This is a genomic window from Pseudomonas sp. AC463, assembly GCF_979253585.1.
The window spans coordinates 1-236 of sequence record NZ_CEEDDZ010001171.1 but is presented as its reverse complement, the minus strand read 5'-3'; the positions used below and the strand labels follow the sequence as shown (position 1 = coordinate 236).

Sequence of the window (236 nt, the reverse complement as noted above, 5' to 3'; positions counted from 1 at the left end):
CGCACGTTAGCCGAACTTTGAACGGGAGTGAGTGGGGAGTTAGAGGGATTTGAGCCTGTGCACATGCAAATGTGGGAGGGGGCGTGCCCCCTCCCACATTGCCCCGCGGCCGCCTTTAGCGGTTGCGCCTCTCGATGTTGTACACCAACGGTGCAACGATCTCGATGCTGCCGCTTTTCACCATGTCGGCCGGTGGGATTGGCAGCGGCTGGGCCCGACGGATCATGTCCAGGGTC

At 61.9% G+C, this 236-nt stretch carries 1 pseudogene; it reads right to left on the bottom strand.

From position 1 onward, the window contains the following. Positions 1 to 115: 115 nt before the first annotated feature. Positions 116 to 236: pseudogene (locus AC0IYH_RS34005) on the bottom strand (energy transducer TonB); the annotation flags it as partial.